This is a genomic window from Paenibacillus lautus (genome assembly GCF_050482385.1).
Lineage (GTDB): Bacteria > Bacillota > Bacilli > Paenibacillales > Paenibacillaceae > Paenibacillus_AQ > Paenibacillus_AQ lautus_B.
Genome location: NZ_JBCNHV010000006.1, coordinates 18,292 through 44,102 on the forward strand (window position 1 = coordinate 18,292; position 25,811 = coordinate 44,102).

The 25,811-nt window shown below is 49.5% G+C and carries 23 protein-coding genes; 1 reads left to right on the forward strand and 22 read right to left on the reverse strand.

Translation table 11 applies throughout. The features are described from left to right. Positions 1-85 precede the first annotated feature (85 nt). From ABEW73_RS09715 to uxaC, 19 genes are all read right to left on the reverse strand, one after another. A complete protein-coding gene (locus tag ABEW73_RS09715) occupies positions 86-889 on the reverse strand; it encodes a TIGR00282 family metallophosphoesterase (RefSeq protein ID WP_076324925.1) in 804 nt (267 codons plus the stop codon). A gap of 127 nt (positions 890-1,016) precedes the next feature. After that, positions 1,017-2,558 (reverse strand): ribonuclease Y, encoded by a 1,542-nt coding sequence (gene rny / locus ABEW73_RS09720; RefSeq protein ID WP_430164728.1) that lies wholly within the window; start codon positions 2,556-2,558, stop codon positions 1,017-1,019. 359 nt (positions 2,559-2,917) lie between these two features. Next, positions 2,918-3,655, reverse strand: coding sequence for a regulatory protein RecX (locus tag ABEW73_RS09725; RefSeq protein WP_430164731.1), 738 nt, complete (start codon positions 3,653-3,655; stop codon positions 2,918-2,920). Between the two features lie 140 nt (positions 3,656-3,795). Further along, a complete protein-coding gene (gene recA / locus ABEW73_RS09730; protein ID WP_076324928.1) occupies positions 3,796-4,857 on the reverse strand; it encodes a recombinase RecA in 1,062 nt (353 codons plus the stop codon). A 287-nt stretch (positions 4,858-5,144) separates the two neighbouring features. Further along, on the reverse strand, positions 5,145-6,407 hold the full coding sequence (locus ABEW73_RS09735; protein WP_430164733.1) for a competence/damage-inducible protein A: 1,263 nt from the start codon (positions 6,405-6,407) through the stop codon (positions 5,145-5,147). Between the two features lie 101 nt (positions 6,408-6,508). Next, on the reverse strand, positions 6,509-7,096 hold the full coding sequence (gene pgsA, locus ABEW73_RS09740) for a CDP-diacylglycerol--glycerol-3-phosphate 3-phosphatidyltransferase (protein WP_430164736.1): 588 nt from the start codon (positions 7,094-7,096) through the stop codon (positions 6,509-6,511). Positions 7,097-7,354: 258 nt separating this feature from the next. Further along, on the reverse strand, positions 7,355-7,846 hold the full coding sequence (locus tag ABEW73_RS09745; protein ID WP_430164739.1) for a YajQ family cyclic di-GMP-binding protein: 492 nt from the start codon (positions 7,844-7,846) through the stop codon (positions 7,355-7,357). Between the two features lie 148 nt (positions 7,847-7,994). Next, on the reverse strand, positions 7,995-8,168 hold the full coding sequence (locus tag ABEW73_RS09750) for a hypothetical protein (protein ID WP_430164741.1): 174 nt from the start codon (positions 8,166-8,168) through the stop codon (positions 7,995-7,997). 77 nt (positions 8,169-8,245) lie between these two features. Next, on the reverse strand, positions 8,246-9,238 hold the full coding sequence (locus ABEW73_RS09755) for a RodZ domain-containing protein (protein ID WP_430164744.1): 993 nt from the start codon (positions 9,236-9,238) through the stop codon (positions 8,246-8,248). A 48-nt stretch (positions 9,239-9,286) separates the two neighbouring features. Then, on the reverse strand, positions 9,287-10,054 hold the full coding sequence (locus ABEW73_RS09760) for a DUF3388 domain-containing protein (protein WP_326094768.1): 768 nt from the start codon (positions 10,052-10,054) through the stop codon (positions 9,287-9,289). A gap of 204 nt (positions 10,055-10,258) precedes the next feature. Beyond that, positions 10,259-10,513: a DUF3243 domain-containing protein gene (locus ABEW73_RS09765; RefSeq protein WP_076324934.1), complete on the reverse strand. Its 255-nt coding sequence runs from the start codon at positions 10,511-10,513 to the stop codon at positions 10,259-10,261. Positions 10,514-10,621: 108 nt separating this feature from the next. After that, a complete protein-coding gene (ymfI, locus tag ABEW73_RS09770) occupies positions 10,622-11,392 on the reverse strand; it encodes an elongation factor P 5-aminopentanone reductase (RefSeq protein ID WP_071220144.1) in 771 nt (256 codons plus the stop codon). Next, entirely contained in the window at positions 11,392-12,672 is a 1,281-nt protein-coding gene (gene yfmH / locus ABEW73_RS09775) for an EF-P 5-aminopentanol modification-associated protein YfmH (protein WP_430164747.1), read from the reverse strand. Before yfmH ends, ymfI begins: the two co-directional genes overlap by 1 nt. A gap of 3 nt (positions 12,673-12,675) precedes the next feature. Beyond that, positions 12,676-13,956 carry an EF-P 5-aminopentanol modification-associated protein YfmF gene (gene yfmF / locus ABEW73_RS09780; protein ID WP_430164749.1) on the reverse strand — a complete coding sequence of 427 codons (1,281 nt, stop codon included), beginning with the start codon at positions 13,954-13,956 and terminating at the stop codon, positions 12,676-12,678. 126 nt (positions 13,957-14,082) lie between these two features. Further along, complete coding sequence (sleB, locus tag ABEW73_RS09785) at positions 14,083-14,895, reverse strand: spore cortex-lytic enzyme (protein ID WP_430164752.1); 813 nt, start codon at positions 14,893-14,895, stop codon at positions 14,083-14,085. A 194-nt stretch (positions 14,896-15,089) separates the two neighbouring features. Further along, positions 15,090-16,196, reverse strand: a complete 1,107-nt coding sequence (locus ABEW73_RS09790; protein WP_430164755.1) for a glycoside hydrolase family 88/105 protein — start codon at positions 16,194-16,196, stop codon at positions 15,090-15,092. Positions 16,197-16,240: 44 nt separating this feature from the next. Beyond that, on the reverse strand, positions 16,241-17,758 hold the full coding sequence (locus ABEW73_RS09795; RefSeq protein WP_430164758.1) for a UxaA family hydrolase: 1,518 nt from the start codon (positions 17,756-17,758) through the stop codon (positions 16,241-16,243). Beyond that, positions 17,755-19,266 (reverse strand): tagaturonate reductase, encoded by a 1,512-nt coding sequence (locus ABEW73_RS09800; protein ID WP_430164761.1) that lies wholly within the window; start codon positions 19,264-19,266, stop codon positions 17,755-17,757. The genes ABEW73_RS09795 and ABEW73_RS09800 overlap by 4 nt, the downstream gene beginning before the upstream one ends. Before the next feature lie 3 nt (positions 19,267-19,269). After that, positions 19,270-20,694, reverse strand: coding sequence for a glucuronate isomerase (gene uxaC, locus ABEW73_RS09805; RefSeq protein ID WP_430164764.1), 1,425 nt, complete (start codon positions 20,692-20,694; stop codon positions 19,270-19,272). A 202-nt stretch (positions 20,695-20,896) separates the two neighbouring features. On the opposite strand from uxaC, the gene ABEW73_RS09810 reads away from it, so the two are divergent. After that, positions 20,897-21,757, forward strand: coding sequence for an AraC family transcriptional regulator (locus ABEW73_RS09810; protein WP_430164767.1), 861 nt, complete (start codon positions 20,897-20,899; stop codon positions 21,755-21,757). A gap of 78 nt (positions 21,758-21,835) precedes the next feature. On the opposite strand, the gene ABEW73_RS09815 is transcribed toward ABEW73_RS09810, so the two are convergent. From ABEW73_RS09815 to ABEW73_RS09825, 3 genes are all read right to left on the reverse strand, one after another. Continuing rightward, complete coding sequence (locus ABEW73_RS09815) at positions 21,836-24,469, reverse strand: DNA translocase FtsK 4TM domain-containing protein (RefSeq protein ID WP_430164770.1); 2,634 nt, start codon at positions 24,467-24,469, stop codon at positions 21,836-21,838. A 61-nt stretch (positions 24,470-24,530) separates the two neighbouring features. Beyond that, entirely contained in the window at positions 24,531-24,773 is a 243-nt protein-coding gene (locus ABEW73_RS09820) for a YlzJ-like family protein (RefSeq protein WP_430164772.1), read from the reverse strand. Further along, complete coding sequence (locus ABEW73_RS09825; RefSeq protein WP_430164775.1) at positions 24,770-25,546, reverse strand: ClpP family protease; 777 nt, start codon at positions 25,544-25,546, stop codon at positions 24,770-24,772. Before ABEW73_RS09825 ends, ABEW73_RS09820 begins: the two co-directional genes overlap by 4 nt. Positions 25,547-25,811 lie beyond the last annotated feature (265 nt).

The following is a 25,811-nucleotide window of genomic DNA, read 5'->3' on the forward strand; positions in this document are numbered from 1 at the left end:
CTTACTAGATGTTATTCGTGAGAGGGGAAAAAATTCCTGCTTTTTACCATCCGTTCCTAATTTAATTAAACGGATTCCGCCTTTTTTAATCCATCCGCCATTCGTCTTCATACATGCGGATTTTCTGTATCTTCCGGGCTCTTCCTGTTTCCTCATCCATATCCACGCATACGGCATGGAACTGCCATTTGCCTTCGTCGACCTGGAAACGAGCAGGAAGCTGGGTCTTGAACTTATACATTACCGCATCGCGCTGCATGCCGAGGATGCCTTCCTTGGAGCCCACCATGCCGGTATCCGTAATGTAAGCCGTTCCTCCAGGCAGTATGGTATCGTCATTGCTTTGCACGTGCGTGTGCGTTCCGACCACCATCGAAGCACGGCCTTCCAGATGCCAACCCATAGCAATCTTCTCCGAGGTTGCCTCTGCATGGAAGTCCACCAGAATGCACTTCGTCTTCTGGAGAAGTTCATCCACAATGTCATCGGCTGCACGAAACGGGCAATCGATCGCTGGCAGGAATGTTCGTCCCTGTAAATTCACAATCGCCAGCTGTTTGCCGTTCGCTTTGATGATTGTGTATCCGCGGCCCGGTGTGCCGGGCGGAAAGTTTGCCGGACGAATCATGCGAGGCTCATCATCGATAAACTCAAAAATATCCTTGTTATCCCACGTGTGGTTTCCCAAGGTGATGCCATGAATGCCCCAATTGAAAAATTCATTGGCTATGGCCGAGGTAATGCCGCGTCCTGAAGCTGCATTCTCCCCATTGGCAATAATGATATGCGGATTATATTTGGACTTCAGCTCCGGAAGGGAAGCTTTCAAAGCTTTACGTCCTGTACTGCCGACAATGTCTCCGATGAATAATACGTTGATGTCAATCACTCCTTCAGGGATGCTTGTCCTGATTCCGGGCAGGACCGTTCCCGATTCATAAATGTCCGAACTGTATTTTCGGAAATTTCAAAGATAAAAAGTGGCCGGATTGCGGCCACTTTTTAAGGTCCAAACTCTATTTTGCGTAATCCACCGCTCGGGTTTCCCGGATAACGGTGACTTTGATATGACCCGGATAATCCAGTTCATTCTCAATCGTTTTGGTAATGTCGCGTGCCAAGCGGAATGCTTCGGCATCGTCGATTTTCTCAGGCTGTACCATGACACGAACTTCACGTCCTGCTTGAATGGCATAGGATTTCTCAACGCCTTCAAAGGATTCGGAAATTTCTTCGAGCTTCTCAAGACGACGGATATACGTCTCAAGCGTCTCTCTGCGTGCTCCCGGTCTGGCAGCAGACAATGCGTCAGCTGCGCCAACCAGCATGGCAATAACCGAAGTTGCTTCACAATCACCGTGATGAGAGGCAATGCTGTTGATAACCACCGGATGTTCCTTATACTTCTTCGCCAGCTCCACGCCGATTTCAACGTGCGATCCTTCCACTTCATGATCCAGCGCTTTACCGATGTCATGCAACAGTCCTGCCCGTTTCGCAAGCACGATGTCTTCGCCCAATTCGCCGGCCATCAGGCCAGTCAAATAGGCCACTTCCATGGAGTGTTTCAACACATTTTGTCCATAGCTCGTACGGAATTTCAGTCGACCCAGAATTTTGATCAAATCTGGATGCAAACCGTGAACGCCAACCTCGAAAGTGGCTTGTTCTCCATACTCGCGAATGCGTTCGTCCACTTCCTTGCGGGATTTCTCCACCATTTCTTCGATACGAGCCGGATGAATCCGTCCGTCTGCCACGAGCTTTTCCAAAGCTGTACGGGCAATTTCACGGCGAATCGGATCAAAACCGGAGAGAATAACAGCTTCCGGAGTATCATCGATAATAAGGTCAATCCCTGTAAGGGTCTCAAGCGCACGAATGTTTCGGCCTTCACGTCCGATAATCCGGCCCTTCATTTCTTCATTCGGCAAGGTGACTACAGATACCGTGGTCTCAGCGACGTGATCAGCCGCACAGCGTTGAATAGCCAGCGTGATGATCTCGCGTGATTTCTTATCTGCCTCTTCCTTCGCCTGCTGCTCGATTTCTTTAATCATCTGAGCGGTTTCATGACGAACTTCCTGCTCAACATTACTGAGAATGATGCTGCGGGCATCCTCCATCGTCAGGTTGGAGATGCGCTCCAGTTCTGTCGTTTGTTTCTTGTAAATGGCATCGATTTGCTGCTGGGTCTCTTCTATTCGTTTCTCTTTGTTCGCCACTTGTTCTTCTTTACGTTCCAAAGATTCTATTTTTTTATCCAGCGACTCTTCCTTTTGCAACAATCTGCGCTCCTGCCGTTGAATTTCATTCCGGCGTTCACGAGTGTCTTTTTCAGCTTCGGCTCTGATTCTATGAACTTCGTCTTTAGCTTCGAGAACCGTTTCTTTCTTCAATGCTTCTGCTTCCTTCTTCGCACTTTCTACGATCTGCAAAGCGGCATGCTCGGCACTGGAAATTTTAGCTTCTGCAAGGGATTTGCGAATAAAATAACCGAACCCAAAGAATATAGCGGCTACAACGAGAACGATTATGATCCACCAAATTGGATGCATCTGATCACCTCCTCGTTGGTTCCTCCAAGGCATTCCTTGGGAAATGTGCAATTGTCAGGTTACTCATTCATACATAAAATATTCCGGCAGTGGAAGCTGCCGTCCATACTGCGAACGCCGTATCACGTACGCAAATTCCGCCTTACCCAGCGGAATACATTTCACTATGAATTGGCGATTTAAGAATCTTTCACAAAGTAGTCACTTTTTTGGAAGGAAAAAGGATTCTAATTTATGATAAAAAGATTCATATTTATTTTAGTATTTATAAAAAGATATTGTCAAGGGAAAGCAATGGGTAAACGTCAGTTTCATCCAATGAAACCATTTCTTTCACGAAAAAGTGCCCAAATTTCCCTTTATTCGAAATCTTCTAGCCCGTCGTCCCACTCACCCTGTTCCTGATCCTCATCGACCAGACGTTTGAGTACCTGACGCACCTGCTCCCCGCCGAAGCCCCTACGCATTAAATATGCTCCCGTTTTTCGTTTGCGATCCAGCATCTCCCCATGGGTTTGCTGCCATTTTTTCCGTCCCACGGCGAGCGCGCTCTCCAATTCGGCGTCTGCACTGATCTCGCCCAATGCCTCGGAGATCAGCTCCGTGCCGATTCCCTTCTGTCTCAGCTCCTGCTTGACCCACAGCCGTCCCTTCTTATGGCTCGTCATTCGCTGCTCAGTCCACATCTTGGCGTATAATGCATCATCAATCAGCTTGTCCTTCTCAAGGCGCTCCAGCGTCGTCTCCACGCTGCTCGGCTCGAAACCTTTTTGCTGCAGACGCTGGGTGATCTCCTTGGCTGTTCTTGGTTTCCTGGCCAGATGATTCAGCGCCTCTACGTAAGCCCGCTGTCGCTCGTCGGCCACGATAATTTCTTCTAACTCTTCCTTGCGAAAAACGTTTCCCTTGAACATCCGGTATTTCAGCATTACATCTTCATGAACGGTCATGAGGTACGGACCAAACGCGATTTGGTATCGGTGTTTGGGCTTTTTCAGCATTTCAACTGACGTTACAACCAAATCCTCGTGAGCCGGAAAATGCCCAATACCTGATGATTCTGCCTGCTCCGACATTTCTTTATTCTCTTCTTCCATATGTCGCTCCTCTCACTACCGCACCATCCTAAGTCAAATAATCAAGACTGACTCTCAAGTCTGGATAAATGCAAAGAAGACCGTCTGGCGTTACAAACACCGGACAGTCCTCAACACTATAATCGTTAACCAGCCATTTACTACTCTACTTTAAACAACTCTTGCTCTTCTATTTCCTCTTGTTCCTTATCCTTCTCGGAAGGCTCAGGAACAGCCGTAGTCAGATTGCTCGCTTCACGGATTTTGTTCTCGATAACACTAGCGATCTCCGGATTTTCCTTCAAGAATTGCTTCGCATTCTCACGTCCTTGGCCAAGACGGTCACCTGCATAAGAATACCATGCACCACTCTTATCCACGATATCGAGGTCCGTTCCGATATCGATTAGGCTTCCCTCTCTAGAGATGCCTTCACCGTACATAATATCAAGCTCAGCCTGTTTGAAAGGCGGCGCTACCTTGTTCTTAACAACCTTAATCCGTGTGCGGTTACCCACCACATCGTTCCCCATCTTGATGCTCTCAATTCGACGCACATCCAAACGAACCGTCGAGTAGAACTTCAGAGCACGTCCGCCTGGAGTCGTCTCAGGGTTACCAAACATAACACCAACCTTCTCACGAAGCTGGTTGATAAAGATGGCAATCGTTTTCGATTTATTAATAGCACCCGACAATTTACGAAGAGCCTGGGACATCAGACGAGCTTGCAGACCCACGTGGGAGTCACCCATGTCGCCTTCAATTTCAGCTTTTGGTACAAGCGCAGCAACCGAGTCAATAACGATGACATCCACTGCACCACTGCGTACCAGAGCTTCCGCAATTTCCAGCGCCTGCTCACCCGTGTCCGGTTGGGAGAGCAGCAATTCATCAATATTAACGCCCAGTTTGCTTGCATAAGATGGATCCAGAGCATGCTCGGCATCGATAAATGCAGCCTGTCCACCAGCCCGCTGAACCTCCGCAATAGCATGGAGGGCTACTGTTGTTTTACCGGAGGATTCCGGTCCATACACTTCAATAATCCGGCCTCTAGGTAAGCCGCCGGTTCCTAAAGCTATATCCAATGCCAACGATCCGCTCGGCACAATCTCTACTTGCATGTGGGTGGATTCACCCAGTTTCATGATGGAACCTTTTCCGAACTGTTTCTCTATCTGACGAAGCGCCATTTCCAGCGCAGCACGACGATCTGACAATTGTTCCACAACCCTTCACTGTTGATAGTCATATCATACCTTGTTTTGACACGTTTGCCAAGCTTTTTTTCGAACATACATTCGTTTTTTTTATTCAACGCCCCTTCCGGTATATGCTCTATACCTTATGTATAAAGAACAAGAACCGTGGCAACATCATTCGATATGCCACGGTTCTTCCGTATTTCCCATTATACTTGGAACTGTTCGTTAATTCAAGAAGAGGCACCAAGCAAGGTGTAAATTATTTACTTTTTTTGAAAAGCGGATATCTCTATTCTGCAAAATCAATCCTGTTTGGAGGCATCAAGACGCTGCCAAAGCCGGTAGAGCAGCGCCTTCGTTGCACGGAGCCGGATCGTCTCACGGTTACCCTGCAGGTGCAGCTCATGCACTTCTGTTTCTTTTCCCCGTTGAGACAATCCGATGTAAACAAGACCTATAGGCTTGCGTTCAGCGTACCCTGGACCTGCTACGCCCGTTACCGATAAACCAAAGTCGCTGTCGGTTACCATCCGGACATGATCCGCAAGCGCTTCGGCAACCTCCGCACTGACGGCTCCCGGTGCATCATCCCCCTCAAGCAGCGCATGCGGGATATGCACAAGCTTCTCCTTGATCTGGTTGGTGTAACAGACGATCCCGCCAAGGAACATCGATGCGCTGCCGGGGATGGAGGTCAGCGTCTCCGCTACAAGGCCTCCCGTGCAGCTCTCCGCGGCGCTCAGCGTCCAGCTATGATCTGCCATCATATCCACGATAACCTTCTCAATGGGCACATCCTCGTTAGCATACATAAACTCAGGGCCTCTCTTCTGGATTCGGGCCTCCAGTTCATTCAGCCGGACCATGGCCTCAGACTCGCTGGAGGCCTTCGTGGAGATACGGACAGTGACCTCCCCTTCCTTGGCATACAATGCAATCGTCGGATCGGTCTGGGCCGTAATCAGGTCTTCCAGGCGCTTATCAAGCGCGGACTCCCCGATGCCTGCGAATTTGAGCATCTTCGAATAGATGGGAAGCTCTCCCGTAAGCACATGCTGCAGGAGCCAAGGCTTGGCCTCCTGCTCAAACATCGGCATCAGTTCTTTCGGCGGTCCCGGCAACACAATATAATGAGTGCCTTCATAGGATACCGCGTTCCCGACGGCGAGGCCTGTTTCGTTCGGAAGCGGAGTTCCTCCCTCAATAGCCAGGGCCTGGCGCCGATTGTTCTCGGTCATTACGGCTCCCCGTTCTTGGAAGAAACGTTCAATCCGGTCCATAGCCATCCGATCAATATGCAATGAACGATTCAGAAAGGATGCGAGCGCATCCTTCGTCAGGTCATCCTGTGTGGGGCCCAGGCCGCCGGACAGAAGCACGATATCGGCTCTGCTGCTGGACAACCGCAACGTCTCCTTGAGCCTCTCCATGTTATCCCCGACAACGGTTTGATAGTACACATCGATTCCCATTGAGGCAAGCTGCCTGGACAAATACTGTGCATTGGTATTCACAATCTGTCCAAGGAGAAGTTCGGTTCCAACTGCAATGATTTCTGCTTTCATGATTCGTCGATCCTCCTGTATCTTGTATCTCTTCACAATACTCGCCGTCACAAATTATTACCCTGCGGAAGAAAAAAGCAATAGGATAGCTCCTATTGCCGTTATGCCCCGGTACCTTTGAGAAGATGCCTGTTCTGGACAAAATATTCGATTCCCGAATAGATCGTAATGATCGCGGCAGCCCAGATTGCAATGACATCAAACGGAATTCCCAAGAATACAAACGGGAAATTATTGATCAGAAGCGCGACAATCGCCACAATCTGAATCACCGTCTTGATTTTTCCTGATTGACCTGCTGCAACGACGGAACCTTCCAGGAGCGCAATTTGTCTCAAGCCAGTAACCGCGAATTCTCTGCTGATAATGACAACAGCGATCCATGATTCACATTTCCCCATCTCCACAAGCGATATGAGGATGGCTGCGACCAGCAGTTTGTCCGCGAGCGGATCCATAAGTTTACCCAGGTTTGTCACCATATTGTTTTTCCGGGCCAAATACCCGTCAATCCCATCCGTGCTTGCAGCAATTATGAATATCAAAGCCGCAATCAATTGGTTATAGGGCAGGACAAAATCATTCCATACAATAGGAGCCGGATAAAAATCAAAATCCACCAGCAGAAAAATCATCATGACAGGGATCAAGCAAATGCGGGCCAACGTGATACGATTGGGTAAATTCATGGGGCAACCTCCCTTGCAGCGGGTTGTCTTGAAATTTCCGCAGACCCCGCGACTGTGATCCATCTGTAGTTCAATAGGGTCGCTCTTCCCAAGAGCCTAAAGGGTTTGAAGCGTGAAGCGCTGTCTGTCATATTCATCCCCCAGTGATCTATGTATACGTTAATCCTTATATATCGTTTTTTAGTATAATATTTCCGCTCACGCCCTGTCAAAAGAAACAACCTGTCCATCCAATCCTACGTGAGCCTGTGGCGGCGTTTATTTAAAATTGGTGAACTGCAGGTCCAGAGAAAGATCCGCTTTACGAAGCAGCTGCATGATCTGTTGAAGATCATCCTTGTTTTTGCCGGTTACCCGAATTTGGTCACCTTGAATCTGACTCTTGACCTTCAGCTTGGAATCACGGATCAATATATTGATCTTTTTCGAATTTTCCTGATCGATTCCTTGCTTTAAGGTCAAACGCTGGCGAACGGTCCCCATGGAAGCGGGCTCGATCTTGCCGTACTCCACATTTTTTAGCGACAAGCCCCGTTTCACCAACTTGGTTTGCAAAATATCAATAACGGCGTTGAGTTTATACTCGTCATCGGATGCAATGACCAGTGCGTCCTTGTCCAGCTTCAAGCTGCTCTTGCTGCCTTTGAAGTCAAAACGGTTCTCAATCTCCCGCTCCGCCTGATTAACCGCATTGCTAAGTTCCTGCATATCCATTTTGGATACGATATCAAATGAATTTTCTGAAGCCATGGTGAATCCTTCCTTTCATTAACGATAATGCTTCTATTATAGGTAAAACATAGAGACAAGTCTAATCCTATAAGGGATCAGCGGGTGGATCAGGAACGAAAAAGACTCCGCTTATCGCCAACAACAGGCGAAAACGAAGTCTGCTCCTTCAACTGCTAGCTTTCTCATCACGCACCGGACGGCGGAACATGCTCAATATACCAAGCAAAATATGTGCCAGTCCAAAACCTAATATGCCATATCCCCAGTCACTTGGAATCAAATAATAGCCCAAGAGGCTGACGATGACGCCTAATCCGAATATAATCCAGTTGACCGTCACGAAAGCAACACCTCTTCCATGAAGCGAAATAACAGCATGCAGCTGCATGCTGTTATGATGGCCTGGAGGTGAGACAATTATTCTACATCCGTGGTGCCTGTAGAGTCAGTAGTACTGGTGTCCGTAGTCCCTGTGGAACCATCCGCCGGCTCCAGCAGGATACGCGACGTTGATTTTCCATCTGTTACGGGCTGGCCGCCAACCGTAATGGTGGTTGCAGCGGAATTCCCCGATTTCACGTAGAGTCCCTGGCTATCCAGGTCAAAGCTGAGTGCAGCACCATTCTCAAGCATTTGGAAAGCCAGCTTCTCCCCGGAGGTATTGTAACCACGATACACTTCTACCCAGCTCTTTCCGTCGCTCGTTGCCACAATTTCAACCTTCACAGACGAGCCTGATACCTTAAATACGGTGTTCTTGCCTTCCGTCCGGTCCTGCGTCACCGTAGTTGCTCCAGGCGTTGTATTCCCTGGTTCATCGATGTCCGTGCCATCTGTTCCGTCCGTCGCGTCTGTTCCTTCACCGTCTGTGCCTTCGTTACCTGTCCCGTCCGTGGTGTTATCGCCGCCCTGCGCTCCGTCACCTGGCGTGGCGGGATCCGTATTGCCAGAATCTTCCGGCTTTTGCGCTTGATCCGTCTGCGTCTGGTCATTATTGCTTACCTGAGGTTCATCCTTAGGCTCATTCGAATTAATTGCCACCAAATAAATGACAACAACGATCAGAATTGGGAATGTCCACATCAGCAGAGTAGGCAGCCATTTCATGTTCCGTTCGGCTGAAGGTCTGGTGGCACGTTTTTGAATAACCGGCTCCATGGTCGCTTCCGGTTCGGATTTAGGTACATCTTGTTTATGGCCTTCAAGCAGTTCGTCCGGGTCAATCCCCACCGCTTCCGCATAGGTTTTGATGAATGCCCGCACGTAAAAACTGCCGGGAAGTACTTTGTAATCCCCTGCCTCGATGGCTTCTAAGTATCGCTTGCGTATTTTTGTCATTTCCTGCACATCATCAAGGCTCATCCCTTTTTGTAGACGCGCCTCCCTCAATTGCTGTCCCAGTTCGGACATGCCATCACCTCCTACTTTAGAATTTCGTGGTCAAAATCAATAAAAATATTATAAATCGTCACTATAAGAGCCCGTGAACGTATCATAAACGATTTCCTCTTCCGGATTGTTTCGCAATTCGATTATAATGTCGAAATCATCATAGGAATATTCGGATTCGCGAACAAAAATATCCGGATGCTCGATCACCTTCGTGCTCTCCATCCCCATAATATCTTGCAGGAGCTGATAGTGGCGCTCATTCGATCGGATCGTGCTGACAATTCCGTCAATGATAAAAATGTTGTTCGAATTCATCTCGTCCTCAGAGAGTTGACTGCGAATGGTTTGGCGGAGCAGCGTAGAGGAGACAAACGTCCAGCGCTTCATCGCACAGACACTGCCGGCGATAATGGACTCGGTTTTGCCGACGCGGGGCATTCCGCGAAGACCGATGACCTGATTACCTTCCCTTTTGAACAATTCACCCAAAAAATCAACAAGTAAACCGAGCTCATCACGCGTAAAACGAAACGTTTTACGATCATCCGAGTCCCGGTCAATATATCGTCCATGTCGGACAGCCAAAATATCCACCAGTTTCGGGGGTCTCAAGGCTGTTACCGTAATATTTTTCATTTTGTTTAACATTTTGCCCATCAGGATAATTTTTTCTTCATCATCCGTTTCCAGCAGCATTCCGCGAGTTTGGCCTTCAACGCCGTTAATTGTCAGGATATTCACTTCAAGCATACCGAGCACAGATGCAATATCACCGAGCAAACCAGGCCGGTTCTTATGTATCTTGTATTCCATGTACCATTGATTCGATTCCACAAAGACACCTCTTTGCACTTCTTTTCCATCAATATTCGACAAATTCCAGCGAAAATTGCACGCGAAAACAGGTCAAATGAAAAATGGGTCACGTTAATGATATATAAAATAAAAATGAAAGGCAAGTATTAACGATGACATGAAAATTACATTCTTTTTTCTTGACAAAAAGCCCCCGTTGGCGGGGGGCTTTTTGAAAGAGGGTTATGCGTTGTTCTTGGCCAGTTTCACCATCAGACGCGCGATAACGTGGCGTTCTTCCTCGTTACCTACATCCCACAATTCTTTCAGAGCCCGGTTGGATGAGTTTTGCGGATCAACCTTCTCATCGAGGAAATCTCCGATCTCATAAGCCAGCTGAGAAATGGTGTCTTCACTCATACCCGCTTTCTCGGCTTGAACGACTCGATCGCCCAGGAATTTCTTCCAGGAATCAAAGTTTTTGATTACGGATGACATGAGTTAAATCCTCCTTTTGCGTGGTGGCAATTCAGATTTAAAGTAACAATAGTAATATGTCCCCGTAACCAATACCTTATGAGTGGTGAATTGCACCACGAACGACGATCAGGTCACCCAGCCGCCATTTGGGCTGATCACTTGCCCGGTAATGTATCCCGACTCGGGAAGCGCCAGAAAATACACCAGTGATGAAATCTCATCCGGCTGCGCCAATCTGCCGACCGGAATTTCATCCTCCAGCATGCGGATCTCATCCGATTCCAGATGCCCCAGCATGGACGTATCCACCGCGCCGGGTGCAACGGCGTTCACCGTCACGCCTGATGGGGCAAGCTCCTTCGCAAGGGCCTTCGTAAAGGCGTTAACGCCGCCCTTGCTTGTTGAATACAATACCTCGCAGGAGGCACCCGATAAACCCCAGATCGAGGACACATTGATAATCCTGCCAAACCGCTGGGAGATCATACGCCCCATAAACGCCTGGGAACACAGAAACATCCCTCTCAGGTTAATGGACATCAAAGTGTCCCACTCCTCTTCCGTCACGTCGGACAGAAGCCCATAATGGGATACCCCGGCGTTGTTTACCAGGATATCGGGCTCCATATCATGACTTTGCAGCTTCTCTTTCATGCGCAATATCTGCTCTTTGTCGCGAAGGTCCGCAGATACGGTTAATACCTTAGCTCCATAGGCCATACAGCGACGGGCAACTTCATTGGCCGCTTCATGCGAATTCATGTAGTGAATAACCACATTCATGCGTACCGAGGCAAAGCGCTCGGCAACAGCCGCACCAATGCCTCTGCTCGCACCGGTGATCAGCACCGTCATTTCCCCGATCGGTTTTAGTTCTCTTCCCATGTCTTGCTTCATTACGGACTCACAACGATCGATACGGCCAATTGATCCCAATCGACATGTTCCTGCAGGCGGCGGTTTACATCATCAATGGTAATGGATTCATAAACCGAAAGAACCTGGAAGAAATCCACCCCGCGGAATTGATAGCGAGTGAATTCATGAGCAATGTTTTCCGGGGAATTGAGCATACGCAAGTATCCGCCCATTTTCTTTTTGCGGGCACGTTCAAAGTCGGAGACCTGAAAACCGGTTGCCTTTAGCTTATCCACCTCAGTGCGTATGCGCTCCAGCAGTTGATCCGGATCCTTCGTATCCCCGCCAACCGCAGAGAACGCATACTGGGGTGAACTGTTATACTCATGGCCGAAGCTGTCGGAAATCAAATCTTCGTCATATAGCTGCTGATACAGTTCAGTACTGGATCCGAACAGGAGATCCATCATCAGCTTCGTTGTCAAATCGCGTCGAAGCTGCTCCTCGGCCGTTAAGCCGACCTGCTTCTCCTTGAATCCGAACAGGCATTTCGGCAACGATACAGCCAGGCGGCTCTCTCTCCGCTTCTCTTCAACTCCCTGCGGCTCCGGATCGAATAAACGCTCAATGGAGCCTTGCTTCTCATACGATTTCGCGGCTTGATTCGAACGGATCAGGTTCATCGTTTCTACAGGATCTACCCCACCCACCACGAACAGCAGCATGTTGCTCGGGTGATAAAACGCGTTGTAGCACGTATACAGATCTTCCTTCGTAATCGTCCCGATGGATTCAACCGTACCGGCAATATCAATATGCACCGGATGCACCTTATACATCGCTTCGATAAGACCGAAGTATACGCGCCAATCCGGATTGTCCTGGTACATGTTGATTTCCTGCCCGATAATCCCTTTTTCCTTCTCCACGTTTTGATCCGTAAAATAAGGGTTTTGCACGAAATTGATCAGTGTCTCCAAATTTTCATGGATGTTCTCCGTGGCAGAGAAGAGATACACGGTCTGGTCAAAGCTTGTAAAGGCATTCGCCGAGGCACCGTTCGAGGCAAACTTGGCAAAAATGTCGCCTTCCGGCTCCTCAAACATTTTATGCTCGAGAAAATGCGCAATGCCATCGGGTACGCGAGTTTCGGACTCGCCTTCGACCTTGAAATGGTTATCCACCGAACCGTATTTGGTTGCGAAGGTCGCATACGTTTTCTGGAAGCCGGGTTTAGGCAGCACGTACACGTGCAGCCCGTTGTCCATCACTTCGTAATACAGCGTTTCCTGCAGGTTGTCATAATGAATGCTCTCCACCGGCTATTCCTCCTTTTGACCTTTCAGGAAATAGATCGTATCCAGCGAAAATGCCGCAGCCGCCTGCTTCACATCATCCACTGTAATGCCTTCCACCTGCTGCAGCAGCTCATCCGGCGTACGTTCCCGGCCCGACAGCGTTCGATTGAAGTCATAGGCAATCATCTCAAAGGCCGAATCCTGCATTTCCTTAACTACGTTGCGAATCATCGCTTTCGTTTGGGTCATTTCGATATCCGTAATGGCACCCTTGGCCATGTCATCAAGCTGCTGGCGAATAATTTGGACGGCTTTCTCAAAGTTTTGAACTTCGATGCCGGACTGAATGGTAGCAATCCCTTTATGGCCGTCATATCGGGACGACGCGTAATACGCCAGACTTTCCTTCTCCCTTACGTTAACGAACAGCTTTGAATGCGGGTAACTTCCCAAAATCCCGTTATACATGAGCGCGGCGGCATACTCATCATCTCCGTAAGTAATCGTGCTTCTCAGACCCATGTTAAGCTTGCCTTGATTAATGTCCAGCTTCTCCACAACCGTCTGCGTCTCGCTCGCGACCGTTCGTGTGGAGGAAGGAACATAATCCTTACTTCTGGTTCGGTTCAGTTTAAAATGCTCCTCTACGAGCTTCTTCACCTCATCCAAACTCGTATCGCCAACCACATACAGATCCAGAACAGATTCATTAAGCCAATTCTGATAAGACTCATACAAGCCTTCCGGCGTAATACCGTCAAGATCCTTCCGTTCTCCTAACGGATGTAATCGATACGGTTCGTTCTTGCACATGACCTCGATGCAGCGCTCTGCGGCGTAACGAATCTTATCATTGACAATGGACTCCAGCTTCTTGCGGACCGTGTCACGCTCGGTCTGTACATAAGATTTGCGGAATGCGCCATTCTCTAGCACAGGCTGGGTGAAAGCCTCGCCCAAAAAAGCAAATGAAGAGCGCAGCAGGCTCTCCGGACTTTTAACAAAAGAGTCATTGATCGTATCCATGCGAAAGTGCACGATCTGATAATCGCCGCGCTTATACACGTCAAATCCAAATCCGGCGCCGTACATCCGCTCCAGCTGTTCTCGGAAAGCTCGCGTTTCAGGGTAGGAAACGGTTCCTCTGCGCAGCACAAAAGGCGTAAGCGCGGTCGAGGTCACGGTTTCTTCTGCTAACGGACTTCCGGCGTAAAGCGATATCGCAAATGTCTTGAATCGGTTGGTCGGCAACACGTGAATTCGTATTCCTCCGACCGTACCGTGTTCAAATTCCGTTTTCGTCAAGGTCCATATCCCCTTACATCATGGATTGTCGTTGCCATAATTTACTTCATAGATAACTTTCATTCTAACCCATTGCAAAGTGAAGAAGCAACCGAAGACAGGCCCCGGTTGCTGTTGTTTTGCGACTTACATACAGAAGATATGTTGACCGATGGTTTTGACTTGAGGGCGGGTCCATATCCATGGCGAGGTCGCTGTTTTCGGATTAAAGTAATACAGACATCCCCCTGTCGGATCCCAGCCATTTAGCGCCTGCTGTACTGCTTTCTTCGCCTGCTCGTTCGGTTCAAGCCATATTTGACCGTCGGCTACCGCGGTAAAAGCTCTCGGCTCAAATATTACCCCATGCGGCGAGTTAGGGAAGCTTGGAGATTTCACCCGATTGAGAATAACCGCCGCTACGGCAACCTGGCCTTCGAACGGTTCTCCGCGCGCTTCGCCATAAACGGCATTCGCCATGATCCTTAAATCGTTGTCTGAAAGTCCCATTGTATTCGAAGAGGCTAAGTTGTTATTGCCGCCTTCCTGGTTGGATGTACCGCCGCCAGCACCGGCCGCTGCTCCGCCCCCACCTTCATGAAGCTTCGGAGCGGTCGGACGGAAATCCTTGGTTGCATTATACAGTTTAAGCTTGACCTTCGGACCTACGATACCGTCCACCTTCATGCCAAATTCCGATTGGAACCATTTAACGGATCCTTGGGTTTTGGAGCCAAATACGCTGTCGATTTTCCCATGATAAAAGCCCAGGTATTTCAGACGGCCTTGCAGCTCATACACATCTTCACCAGTAGAACCAAATTGGATGGTCTGCTGGCTAAAGGTTGGCAAAGCTTCCTGAAGATTCGAATGATCTGTTTTCAGGCCTCCCTGAGCGAAGACAACGGCAGACAACAGAATCGCAATGCTTATCGGAATCCAGATTCTTGAGTTTTTCATGCTGCGCTCTACCTTTCTCTTGTGGTTTAACAAGCCTCGCTACCGTTATTATGACAAGCCTGCCAGTTTCCTATGCACCTGTTCGACGAGAGACCGAAGACAGCACATAAGCGCAGCACAAAGAGAGCTGTTCCTCAAAGGAACAGCTCTTTGATGTTCGGAATCGATTTAACGATCATCCACGGATCTATCCATTATGTCCTGCCTAGCTCTACGCACGCCATGATCAACGCTCCAACCCCATGGAGATCATTCTCGCATTGCTGCCTTTCCACATAGTGCTTATAATCGCCGACACCTGTACCTATGCAGATTTTGGGCATAACCAGGCGCCCCTGACCATCTATATATACGGATTGAGCCAAACCGTCATATCCATGTCTTGCATGGGAGATCAAGGATGAATCCAGATAACCGAGTCGAACCCCCTTGGCCAAAGTATAAATGAAGAGACTGGAGCAAGAGGTTTCCAGCCAATTGTCCTCCCGGCCCCCTTTATCTATTACCTGATACCACAACCCTGTAAGCGGATCCTGATAACGCACCAGCGCCTCACTTAATTCCCGGAGCTCGACAGCCAGTTCTTCCCTCGCCGGATGATCCTCAGGCAGTAAATCAAGGAACTCCACGAGCGACAGCGCATACCAGCCTAAGGCGCGTCCCCAAAATTCCGGGGATTGCCCGCTAACCGGATTAGCCCAAGGCATTGTTCTGCTCTCGTCCCACGCATGATAAAATAACCCGGTTGTCTGATCCTTGGTATGGGAGCGCATCAACCTCTCCTGGAACAGCACCTCGTCAAATAAACGCGGTTCATTATACTGCTGCGCATATTTCATCGTGAACACGCCGCCCATATACAAGCCGTCCAGCCACATCTGGTAAGGGTACCGATCCTTATGCCAGTATCCTCCCTCCGTGGTCCGATTCAGCGTAGATATCAGACGGAGCAGTTTATCCGCGGCAGCCCTGTACCGATGTTCGGGACATACAGCATCCAGTTCCATCAGAAGTTGGCCCGCTTGAACGGAATCCAGCTCCCCCCGCTCCAGCAGCAGATTGCCGTTAGCGTCCACCAGTTGATCGACATAACCCTTTACATAATCCAAAAACTTTGACTCACCGCTAAATTTCCACAATTGAGACATGCCAACCAGAAATACACCCTGATGGTAATGCCACCTCCCTACGGGCGGCAGCTGCTCCGGCGAATACGTTTCCATGATCGATTCGCAAGCCTTGGTGCCGAGTTCTAAGGGGGATAAGGTTAACGGTCCTTGCTGCTGAATAGGATTGGACATATGTGCTCCTCCTCTTTTTCTAAACATCGTTCCAACAACTCACGCTATAAAATGACGCCATCCTTAAAAATGGATATTTCCCGGAAGCCATTGCGTTCATTTCTCGTCTGTTCAACGCCAGAAGCTAGTTGGATTATACGATCCATGAGTTCCTGATGAAGCTCATCCATGTTTTTCCCTTCCAGCAAAGCTCCTGCATTAAAATCAATCCAATGCTTTTTGCGAGCGGCCAGTTCGGAATTGGTCGAGATTTTGACGGTGGGGACCGGACCGCCAAACGGCGTCCCCCTGCCCGTCGTGAACAGCACGAGATGGGCGCCCGCTGCAGCCAAGGCCGTAACCGATACGAGATCATTGCCTGGCGCTTCGATCAGGTTTAACCCCGGCTTCGTTGATCTCACGCCGTAACGGAGTACATCGGAAACGGTGGCATTTCCCCCTTTTTGAGTGCAACCCAGCGATTTCTCCTCCAGGGTTGTGATGCCGCCGTCTTTATTTCCAGGGGAAGGATTTTCATAGATTTCCTGTCCGTGCGAGATGAAGTATTGCTTAAAATTGTTAATCAGCACCGTAATATCCTTAAACACCTGTTCGTCGGCTGCCCGGTCCATCAGGATCGTTTCCGCTCCGAACATCTCCGGCACCTCCGTCAGCAGAGCTGTGCCATCATAAGCGGTAATGGTATCCGCAATGCGGCCTGCTAGCGGATTGGCTGTAATGCCCGACAGACCGTCCGAGCCCCCGCATTTCAGTCCGACCTTCAGCTTGGAGAGAGGAACTTCCGTTCGTTTGAAAGTCTCGGCATATTGCACGAGCTCCGAGATGAGGGACAACCCTTCCTCCAATTCATCCTCCATGTCTTGGGCACGCATATATTTGATCCGTTTTCCGTCCTGCTCCCCAATGATGGCCTGCATCTGATCGATCTGATTGTTCTCGCAGCCGAGCCCGACAATAAGCACGCCTGCTGCATTGCCATGCTGGGCCAGGGACGAGAGCAGGCGCTGGGTATGGCCCAGATCATCTCCAAGCTGCGAGCAGCCGTAGGGATGCGGGAAATGATAAACCCCATCAATGCCTCTCCCTTGAAACTGCTGACCAGCCAACCGCGCGAGCAGCTCGCAGGTTTTATTAATGCAGCCAACGGTGTTGATGATCCAGATTTCGTTGCGGATCCCAACCTCACCGTTCGGTCTCACATACCCCTGGAACGTTGAAGATTCCAACATAACAGTCGGCGAATCTTCAGGTGCTGCTTTTGCACTAGGTTTATACTGGTACTCCACTTCACTGGAAAGTCCGGTTTTCAAATTGTGAGTATGGATCCATCGCCCCGGCAAAATGACTTCCTTCGCCAGTCCGATCGAATAGCCGAATTTTAAAACATGGCTGCCTGGCTCAATCAATCGAAGAGCCACCTTGTGACCTTTTGGCACGTTCTCGGTTACCTCGATCGCATGCTCCTTCCCGTTCAGAAACCCGAGGGCATGTTCTCCTGCCGACAAAGGACGAAGCGCGATACCGACATCATCCTTGTTGTGAAGTATGACGATGTCCTTCATGTCTCGATCAGCTCCATTTCTTCGATATAACTGCTTACAACTTCATGAAGATTGGATATCCGGTTCAAATCCTCGCCCCATAAAGTCTGATTGCCAAAAATGGATGCCACAAGCTGACGTATACTCCATTCCCCGTCTTCTACCTTTTGCCACGCTTGGTAAAAGGTCATCAGGCTGTCCGGATCATCTCTTAACAGCACCTCTTCACCATCAAGACGCATTCCGTACCACTGCCCCTCGATCGGTTTGGCATGGTACAGACGGATCAAGGAGGCCAATCCCCGAGTCATAAGGCTTGGGAGCGTGTTGTGCGAACTGACATATTCCTTTAAGCTTGGCAACAGCCTCACCTTGAACTTGGAGAAACTGTTCATAGCAATATCCTGGAGCTTGTGCCGAAGAAAGGGATTGCGGAATCGCTCCCATACGGTTTCGGCATATGCCGTGACCTCTTCCCGCGGGAGAGGCACCAAGGGGACGATCTCTTGCAGCATTGCGCTGCGAATCTCTTCCCCCCATTCCGTGCTTTCTGCGATCTCTTTCACTTCAGTGAATCCGTGAAGCAAGCCGATGGAAGCCATAAGGGTATGCGTTCCATTCAAGATTCTTACTTTTCTCACCTGGTACGGGGTCAGATCGGGTACCCACCTTACCTGCAGACCCGCTGACTGCAGGGGCAGCCTGGACTCCAATGACGGGTCGCCCTCAATAGCCCAGAAATAATAGGGCTCCGCCGTGTTCAACAATCGGTCTTCATAACCCCATTTGTCAAAATAGCGCTCAGCCTCTTCCGGATAACCGGTTACGATTCGGTCCACAAGCGAGTTCAGAAACAGGTTGCATTCCTTGACCCAGTTCCGAAAAGCCGACGATAGCTCCCAATCCTCTGCATGCCGCAGCACAATCGATCGTAAGATGTCCCCGTTTCGTTCCAGCAGCTCGCAGGGGAGGATCAACAGGCCCTTATCCGGCGAGCCTTCATAACGCTCATAACGCCGATATAAAAGCAGAGTCAGCTTTGCGGGGAACGACATCGGCGGTTCCGATGGATTCCAGTCACTGCGCTGATAATCGAGACCAGCTTCCGTTGTATTGGAGACTACGATCTCCAGGGAATCCAGCTCGGCTACGCTCAAGAAATGCTCCCACTCCGCATAAGGATCTATGATCTTTGAGAACACCGGGATAAACCGTTCTTCTTCAATCTTCCGTCCATCCTGCAGACCTCGGGTCAGCAAACCGTAAATCCCTTCCTGCTCTCGAAGCTGCTCCAGCTTGCGTCGTCCTCCGGGTCTTGGCTGACTGACGGCAACGCTCCCTTGAAACAGCCCCTGCCGGTTACATTCATAGATCATCCAATCGAAGAACCCCCTAAGAAAGTTGCCCTCGCCGATTTGAAGCACCTTAACGGGGTAGTTCAACATTTCCAAGTGGTTCTGCTGTTGTAATTGTAAAAAATCCCGTCCTATCCACTTCAGCGCTCGGTCACGGTCTGTCTTTGCTTCCATGATCTATCTCCCTTCCATCCGGCCAAATCGGAAGTAACTCTCGGCGTTGTTGTAACAAATATCCTGTACGATTCCCCCGAGCCATGGGAGATCTTCCGGCGCTTCTCCCCGTGTAACCCACTCTCCGAGGAGATTGCACAAAATCCGCCGGAAATACTCATGACGGGTATAAGATAAGAAACTTCTGGAGTCGGTCAGCATGCCGACAAATCGGCTTAACAGCCCCATATTGCCGAGTTTGCTCATCTGGTCGACCATACCGTCCTTGGTATCGTTGAACCACCACGCGGATCCGAACTGGATTTTACCTGGAATGCCGTCACCTTGAAAACTGCCGATCAGTGCTGCGAGAATATCATTATCGCTTGGGTTAAGCGAATAAAGAATCGTTCTCGGAAGTGCCTGCTCTTGATCAAGCCGATCCATCAGCTTCACGAGCGGTACCGCGATTGGACTATCGTGAATCGAATCATAACCGGTATCCGGGCCTAATTCTCGGAACATCCGGGTGTTATTGTTGCGCTGGGCATTCATATGAAATTGCATGACCCAGCCGAGTTTTGCGTAGACCTGGCCCAGATAAAGCAGCGTATACGTTTTGAATTGTTCCTCCTCCTGACGGGAAATCCGCTCCCCTTTAAGCGCTTTCAGGAATATGTCAGCTGCTTCCGCCTCCGTAACCTCTTGATAAGGCACGTAATCCAGCGCATGATCGGATACCCGGCCGCCAACCGAATGGAAAAACTCAGCCCGCTGCTCAAGAACCTTCAGGAATACCGAATAATCCGTAATCTCCATCCGGCTTCGGTCCGCCAACAATTTCACCCAAGGAAGGAACGTCTTCCGGTTAATCTCCAGTCCCTTATCCGGACGGAATGAGGGGAGCATCTGAAATCCGGCATCGCCTTCTTCCGCCAGCTTGATATGATATTCCAGGTTATCCGTCGGATCATCTGTCGTACAGACCACTTTCACACGGCTTGAAACGATCAATCCCCTGGTTGTCAAATCATGTTCCTGCAGCCGCTTGTTTGCCGCCTCCCATATCTGCGGAGCATTCTGTTCATTAATGATATCCTTAATGCCAAACAGTCTTTGCAGCTCCAGATGAGACCAATGGAATAACGGATTGCCGATCGTCATCGGAACGGTGCGCGTCCAAGCCAAGAAGCGGTCATAATCGCTCACACCCGGGCCGCCCGTGATGTATGCCTCTTTCACTCCAGCGGCTCGCATTGCCCGCCATTTATAGTGGTCGCCGTTAATCCACGCTTCGGTCAAGTTCTCAAACCGGTGATTGTCATAGATCATTTTCGGACTCAGATGACAGTGGTAGTCGATGATTGGCATGTTTTTTGCATAATCGTGGTATAAGGTACGCGCAGTCTCGTTGTTGAGCAAAAAATGTTCATCCATAAAAGGTCTCATGATAACACCACCCGTTTCTGTAGATTTACCTACTATGTTACGGCATCATCAGTTGGAATTCTTCACGTTTATTGCGAAATTGAAGGATTATTCAACATATCTTGCTTTGTTTTGGTCAATAGAAGTTGCTACAATATAACTAAAGAACTGGAAACTGGAATAGACCTGATCATAAAGGAATTGAAACGAAGCGGGGGCGATTATGATATCCAGCGATACCCATACCGTAACTTACGGAGAAGAAGAAGGGGAATTTTACTACCATCGCATTCATCGCACAAAGCCCTTTGAACGAAATAACCATTATCATGGAACCTATGAAATCTACTATCTGGTTTCAGGCGAGCGCAATTATTTTATCAAAGAAAAATTGTACACCATTCGAGCCGGAGACCTCATTCTCATCAATAAATTCGACGTTCATAAAACCTCGGGTCAAGGCGATCCGGAGCATGAACGTATCGTCATTAATTTTAGCGATTCTTTTCTGGGGAAAGGCCACCCCTTGCTGGCATCCGGATTGCTCAGCATGTTTAATCAGGATACGCCGCTGCTGCGTTTAACCGTTCCAGAGCAAGCAATCATCATGCAAATTTTGAATAAAATGGCCGATGAAATCAGCGAAGGCTCCGCTTCGTACGAATACATGCTGCAGGTACTGCTTACGGAGTTATTAATCAAAACCTCTCGGTTAACCCATTCCGCCTCGCTGCCTGCTCACACCTCCATGAACCCGCTCCATCAGAAAATAACGGACGTTGTTAAATTTATTCACGCTCATTACGCAGACAAAATCACGCTGCAGCAATTATCTGAAACCTTCTACATCAGCCCGTTCTACCTGTCCCGGATATTCAAAGAAATTACGGGTTTTACGATTATTAATTATCTGAACCTCACCCGCATTCGCGAGGCGCAGCGCCTTCTGACGGATACGGACCTGAAAATCGTGGACATCGCCGAATCGATCGGCTTTGAAAGCCTGACGCATTTTGATCGAACCTTTAAGAAAATTATGAAAATGACGGCAAGCAAATACCGCAAAAGGCACAGTATCCCGTGAACCAACAAAAAAGGAAGCGATCAACCCAAAATTTTGGTTTGTTCGCTTCCTTTTTCTGAAATTGAGGGATTGACTCCCTTAACTGATTCGATTCTGCTGTTGTTGGTATTGCTCCATAGACATCAGCACTTCCCGCGGTTTGCTTCCCTCGTAAGGTCCGATAATCCCGCGTGCCTCCATGGAATCAATAAGACGCGCTGCACGGGTATAACCTACGCGCATTCTCCGCTGCAGCAGCGATACGGACGCTTGCTTCGCTTCCAGTACGATGGTCACCGCCTGCTCATACAGCTCATCCAATTCTTCTTCATCCGAATTCGATGATTCCTCTATCTCAGGCACTAACGACTCATCATATTCCGCCTGCCCTTGATCCCGGACAAAATCCACAATGTTCTCGACTTCATGATCACTCATGAAGGCTCCCTGCACCCGGATCGGCTTGGAGGAGCCCATCGGCATAAACAGCATATCCCCGCGGCCGAGCAGTTTCTCTGCTCCCGCCATATCCAGAATCGTTCGGGAATCGACCTGCGAAGATACGCCAAAGGCAATACGGGACGGAATGTTCGCTTTAATGACCCCCGTAATAACGTCGACCGACGGACGCTGCGTTGCGATGATCAAGTGAATCCCGGCGGCACGGGCCATTTGGGCCAGACGCGTGATCGCGTCTTCCACATCGTTGGCTGCAACCATCATCAAATCGGCCAGCTCGTCCACGATCACGACGATATAAGGCAATACTGCCGGCAGATTATCCTTCATCAGATTGTTGTAACCTTCAATATTTCGCGTCCCGGATTTGGAGAACAGCTCATACCGTTTCTCCATCTCTACGACGATTTTCTTAAGTGCCAAGGATGCCCGCTTCGGATCCGTTACCACCGGTGCCATCAAATGCGGAATTCCGTTGTAGACATTGAGCTCGACCATCTTCGGATCGACCATCAGGAACTTAACCTCATCCGGCTTCGCTTTATACAAAATGCTGGTAATGATGCCGTTGATACATACGGATTTACCCGAACCCGTTGCACCTGCAACAAGGAGATGGGGCATGCGTGCCAAATTACCGACAATCGTTTGACCTGAAATATCACGGCCAAATGCAATCGACAGCTTCGATTCCGCTTCCTGGAACGTCGGCGTCTCCATAACCTCTCTCATCGTAACCAGTGATACTTCGTTGTTCGGCACTTCGATCCCGATGGCTGATTTGCCAGGAATCGGCGCTTCCATCCGAATATCCTTGGCCGCAAGCGCGAGTGCAATATCATCGGTCAGATTGACGATCCGGCTGACCTTAACCCCGATGTCCGGCTGAATTTCATAGCGGGTTACCGACGGCCCCCGGACAACCTCCAGCACCTTGGCCCGAACGCCGAAACTTTCCAGGGTCGCCTCCAGCTTGCGCGCTGTCTGCATATAATCGTTCTGGTCTCCACCCTTACCGCCGTTATTCGGTTTGGATAGCAGCCGGAATGGAGGCAGCTTGTACGGCTTAGGCGGCGGAGCCGGAGGTACTGCCGGTGCCGTTTCCTCCTGCCCCTCATTACCTGCAGCAGCAGCTCCATTCAACTCGCCATTCGACGCCTCAGGGCCGCCCATGGGCTCAGGACTTGCTGCCGTGTTCCCCGAAGGGTCTTCTTGTGCCGAAGGTATCACTGCTTCGTGATCGTCGTACTCGTCATCCAGGCGCCCTTCTTGTTTCACTTGCTCGAAGAAATCACGAATAATCGGCGATGAAGGCACGGATTCTGCTGCAGGAGTCATCACATCCGCTCCCTCCTCCGGTTGAACCGGACTGTTGAACAGGACGACCTCCCCTTTCTCCTTAGCACCATGCCCGTTGCCAACGGTAAATACCGGAGCCGCCTCATCCGCAGCCTCTTCCACTGCTTCGTTCCGTTTGTTGCCTTTACCGAACAGCTGGAAGAATTGCGGCGCTTTGCGGCGCGGCAGCCTTATGCTCTCCATATCATCCAGATCATCATCTTCATCCAGATCTTCCGGCAGCTGCATGCGTTGTTCCTTCGCGCTTGATTTTGCCGCAGCTCTTGATTTGGTCTGCTGGCTGTTCACTTTTTTCTGAATCCGTTCTCCGGCCTTAACAACCCTCACGCGGAACATCCGCATTAAATCAACATAGGACAGATTGGTAATCAGCATGAAGCTGATCACTAGCATGACAATCACAATCAACTTTGCCCCGATGCTGCCGAACAGCATTAACAGAAAGGCAAACTGCAACGCTCCAACGTAACCGCCGCTGATGTCTCTGCCCATGACGGGATGATGTCCATCATCTGCCCCGGTATGAAGGAGCTCGCCTTGCAAATCACTATGTATCTGGCTCATCGCATTTGATGCATTCAATTGTCCAATCGGGGCCAGCTTCGACTCCAAACCTGCAATGCTGCTCATTAAAGTAAGCGATAATACCAAGAGAAGGACACCGGTGCGTCTGCTGTTCCAACGTTTGGGCCATTTCCGGTGAATCATCACCATTAACCCGTAATAGATGCCGATTAGGGGGATGATAAAATAATACTTGCCCAGCAGATATCCCGACATCTTGGACAGGGAACGCCCCACCGGTGCTTCTCCGGATAATGCGATGACCGATAGTGTCATCAATACAATCCCATAAATTTCATACTTCAATACGGCTGCAAAGGCTGCCTTCTTCTTTCTTTTCCGCTTTGCCAAAAGTGTCACCCCCGAATCCATATTATAGCATAATATTCGGTGGCGTACCTATGTTCTGTTTTCAGCCTTTAGCCTCATTTTCTACCGTCGGAATATAGCGAATCATTGCCCCCGGAGCGTAGCGTGGATTCAAGTAATCTTGAAGCCCGCAATCCAATAAACGGACAATTTTCGCCTGATCCTCTGCCGTAGGTTCAACTTCCATTAGTATTCCTTCAACCCGAACTTCCCTGGATGTGACGGCTGCCTGTTCCCCTTGCAGCATCCCGGTCGGATCCAATGGCATGACGCTGTACCATATCATTGCGTAATCCCTCCAGGACTTATCGTTTTACGTTCTCCAATCATGCTGTTCAACCGGCTTAATGCCTGCCCGATGCCCCCTACTTCGTTCATGAGGCCATATTTAACGGCGTCTGTACCCGAAACCGCGGTACCGATATCCCTGTTCAATTCACCGGTTTTGAACATCAGATCCTTAAACAGTTCCTCCGTTATCCTCGAATGGCTCGTCACAAAGCGTACGACACGTTCCTGCATTTTCTCCATGTATTCAAAGGTTTGCGGCACGCCAATGACTAACCCGCTCATGCGTATCGGGTGAATGGTCATCGTCGCGCTCTCCGCGATGATCGAGTGGTCTGCTGCTACAGCGATCGGGACGCCGATACTGTGCCCCCCTCCAATGACTACCGTTACGGTCGGTTTGCTGAGCGATGCAATCATCTCGGCAATGGCAAGTCCGGCTTCCACGTCGCCGCCAACGGTATTGAGAATGATCAAGAGTCCTTCGATCCGCGGATTTTGCTCAGCTGCCACAAGCTGTGGAATCATATGCTCATACTTCGTGGTTTTATTTTGCGGTGGAAGCACGATATGTCCCTCGATTTGTCCAATGATGGTCATGCAAAAAACGTTGGATTCCCCGCCGTTGGGCAGTCCCGTCTGTCCCAGCTGCTGTATCGTTTCCGTTACGGCCGCTTTCTTGCCCTCCTCGGTGGGGACGACCGCAGGCGCTTCCGTCTCGCCAGTCCATCCTGCTTTTCTGTTGCCGGTAGTCCATTGATCTTTCTCCATCGCGCATCCCTGCCTTTATCTTAATGTCTAGCTGCTGCAATCAACACATAGCTAACCCTTAGTATGGCAAATGACGGGACCATTTTATGCTTATATGATACATTCAGCTTGAGGTCGGAATGGCAGCAACCAAAAAAACTTCTGCCGAAATCATTCGGGAGAAGTTTAAGGATCAACCTATAAAAAGCCCCTCTTTCGCGGGAACCGTCCAATTATTACCTGCGAAAAAGGGGCGACTGTGTGCCTGATTTATTTTATTATCTTG

What these genes read in the sequence shown, in the direction of transcription:
- ABEW73_RS09795 (WP_430164758.1), bottom strand. Translation starts at nt 17,758, where the DNA reads ATGAAGGACATCGTCATACTTCACAACAAGGATGATGTCGGTATCGCG.
- ABEW73_RS09820 (WP_430164772.1), bottom strand. Translation starts at nt 24,773, where the DNA reads ATGATATGGTACAGCGTCATGCCATTGGATCCGACCGGGATGCTGCAA.
- ABEW73_RS09755 (WP_430164744.1), bottom strand. Translation starts at nt 9,238, where the DNA reads ATGTCCGAACTGGGACAGCAATTGAGGGAGGCGCGTCTACAAAAAGGG.
- ABEW73_RS09735 (WP_430164733.1), bottom strand. Translation starts at nt 6,407, where the DNA reads ATGAAAGCAGAAATCATTGCAGTTGGAACCGAACTTCTCCTTGGACAG.
- uxaC (WP_430164764.1), bottom strand. Translation starts at nt 20,694, where the DNA reads ATGAGACCTTTTATGGATGAACATTTTTTGCTCAACAACGAGACTGCG.
- ABEW73_RS09790 (WP_430164755.1), bottom strand. Translation starts at nt 16,196, where the DNA reads ATGTCCAATCCTATTCAGCAGCAAGGACCGTTAACCTTATCCCCCTTA.
- sleB (WP_430164752.1), bottom strand. Translation starts at nt 14,895, where the DNA reads ATGAAAAACTCAAGAATCTGGATTCCGATAAGCATTGCGATTCTGTTG.
- ymfI (WP_071220144.1), bottom strand. Translation starts at nt 11,392, where the DNA reads ATGAAGCAAGACATGGGAAGAGAACTAAAACCGATCGGGGAAATGACG.
- ABEW73_RS09800 (WP_430164761.1), bottom strand. Translation starts at nt 19,266, where the DNA reads ATGGAAGCAAAGACAGACCGTGACCGAGCGCTGAAGTGGATAGGACGG.
- ABEW73_RS09825 (WP_430164775.1), bottom strand. Translation starts at nt 25,546, where the DNA reads ATGGAGAAAGATCAATGGACTACCGGCAACAGAAAAGCAGGATGGACT.
- ABEW73_RS09725 (WP_430164731.1), bottom strand. Translation starts at nt 3,655, where the DNA reads ATGGAAGAAGAGAATAAAGAAATGTCGGAGCAGGCAGAATCATCAGGT.
- ABEW73_RS09745 (WP_430164739.1), bottom strand. Translation starts at nt 7,846, where the DNA reads ATGGCTTCAGAAAATTCATTTGATATCGTATCCAAAATGGATATGCAG.
- ABEW73_RS09765 (WP_076324934.1), bottom strand. Translation starts at nt 10,513, where the DNA reads ATGTCATCCGTAATCAAAAACTTTGATTCCTGGAAGAAATTCCTGGGC.
- pgsA (WP_430164736.1), bottom strand. Translation starts at nt 7,096, where the DNA reads ATGAATTTACCCAATCGTATCACGTTGGCCCGCATTTGCTTGATCCCT.
- ABEW73_RS09810 (WP_430164767.1), top strand. Translation starts at nt 20,897, where the DNA reads ATGATATCCAGCGATACCCATACCGTAACTTACGGAGAAGAAGAAGGG.
- rny (WP_430164728.1), bottom strand. Translation starts at nt 2,558, where the DNA reads ATGCATCCAATTTGGTGGATCATAATCGTTCTCGTTGTAGCCGCTATA.